The following is a 1949-nucleotide window of genomic DNA, read 5'->3' as shown; positions in this document are numbered from 1 at the left end:
GTCTCGTCTGTCGCTTCAAGAAGAAACCACATACCGAGAAAATCATTGAACTACCGGACACCATTGGAAGTCTTTTTGAGTTACATGGGTGAAAAGGAACTGTCTAGCTTATTTTGACAAACGAAAGTAATAAATGCGAGTAGAAGTAAATATGATTTTCTGGCATTAAAAGAATTAAGAGATAATTACAAAATAAACTTAGCTGCTCACGCTGAACTTTTTGGAGTGTCTAGACAAGTTTTTACTAAAGATAAGATTGATGAAGCTTCTGGGGAATTTAAATCTGTAAGAAAAAAAATAAAAGAGATTCACAGAACAATAATATATCAAATGATAAGAAGTTACAAAAGTGAGTATGTTGATAATAATGGGCTTTCTGTCTCAATTTATAAACACAATACACAAGAAAAAGTTGCTATTTTTGTAAAAGATAAGGAAAAGGTTTATTATGTTTTCGATATGCAGCCAGATTTACAAAGAGAGATTGACGATAGTCAGTATTGTAAATTAGACAGTGATGATGAATATCACTTAAGACAAATTAGTTCAATCTTAAATACATATTGTGATTCAGGCGATGAAATAGAATTAACTAGTGATGAGTATAGACATTTTAGAATAGTGGCTAAAAGTTTAAATATAACTATAAATTTATTACTGAAAAGACTCGGCTATAAACAAAGTGTAAAATATAATGATAAAAGACTATTAACACAAGAGGAGCTTCTAGATAAGCTTCGTAAATTTGTTCTTGATGATGGAATAACTGTGTCTCTCCCAAGTCAAAATAATGAAGCGCAATCTTTACGTCTATATGCAAGTAGAAGTAATATGTCAATTGCCGATTATGTGAGGTCATTGGGATTTAAATATAAGTTAAGAGAAAATGAAAATGAGGCAAATAAGAATGCATTAATATCAGAGATTAAAAGCAAGTATATAGTTGAAGATTCCTATATTTACATATCTCCTTATGATCGTTTCTATAAAAATATGTACGTTAGAGCAAGAAGGCAAGGAAAGACTATAGACCAATTTTTAAATGAACTGGGATTTGAAAGACTTTTACTTAATCAATTACCAGAAAACTATGAACCATATGATTGGATTCAGGATATAAAAAATGTAGGTAATGATATAGATTTTAAGAAAGAAATTGAAAAATCTTTTGTTTATAATGGAAGAGTTTATATTCCTTCTAAGCATTATTTCTATGACCAGTTATTTTATCATGCTTTGTTACAGAAAAAGTCTATAAATGAAAAATTAAAAGAATGGGGCTTTGTACGCACTTATAGTCGTCCAAAGGAGTATATATTAGAAACAGAGGAATCTGGCATTTCACCGATAAAGTTAAATTTACTTAGTGAAATTAAAAACATTCAGAAAAAAATTCGTCTTAAAAAATTCAATGGTGAAACAGTAGTAAGATCTAGGGAGTTAACCGATAAATTGAAGAAACTGTATAACTATCAGTGTCAAGTTTGTGGACCGGAATCAGATACTATAGTGATGGAAAATGGATGTAATTATGTAGAAATACATCATATAACGCCACTTCATAATGCCAAAGTGGCTGAGGATGAAGAAGACCTAGAGTTTGATAATTATCGTAATTTAATATGTTTATGTCCATTCCATCATAAATATGTTCATTACCATAAAGGCGGAAACTATAAATTAAATCGAGAGAGATCGAAGTTAATTAACTCTAAAGGAGAAGAATTAAGGATAATAATTGACTTTCATTTGAAATGATTATAGTAATTTATTTTTATAGTAAGAAAGACATAATGTATATCTAAATATTCAATAATATTTTGAGAGCGTAAAATATCTTGTGTAAATGAATAAATAGAAAAAGGAAGCCCTTTTCTTGTAGAATTAAGTCACCACAACCAATTCATAGAAAAGAGGCCTCCCCTATGACTCAGTTTACAACAGATATC

The 1949-nt window shown here is 29.6% G+C and carries 1 protein-coding gene and 1 pseudogene; both read left to right on the top strand.

The window, feature by feature from the left end:
* Positions 1–117, top strand: a pseudogene (locus ABD734_RS07790) (IS30 family transposase); the annotation flags it as partial.
* Between the two features lie 108 nt (positions 118–225).
* Positions 226–1758, top strand: a complete 1533-nt coding sequence (locus ABD734_RS07785; protein WP_344703129.1) for an HNH endonuclease — start codon at positions 226–228, stop codon at positions 1756–1758.
* Positions 1759–1949 lie beyond the last annotated feature (191 nt).

Origin of the sequence: Salinicoccus jeotgali, from assembly GCF_039538805.1 — a bacterium.
Lineage (GTDB): Bacteria > Bacillota > Bacilli > Staphylococcales > Salinicoccaceae > Salinicoccus > Salinicoccus jeotgali.
The sequence above is the reverse complement of the archived record's forward strand: the minus strand, read 5'-3'. Positions and strand labels throughout refer to the sequence as shown.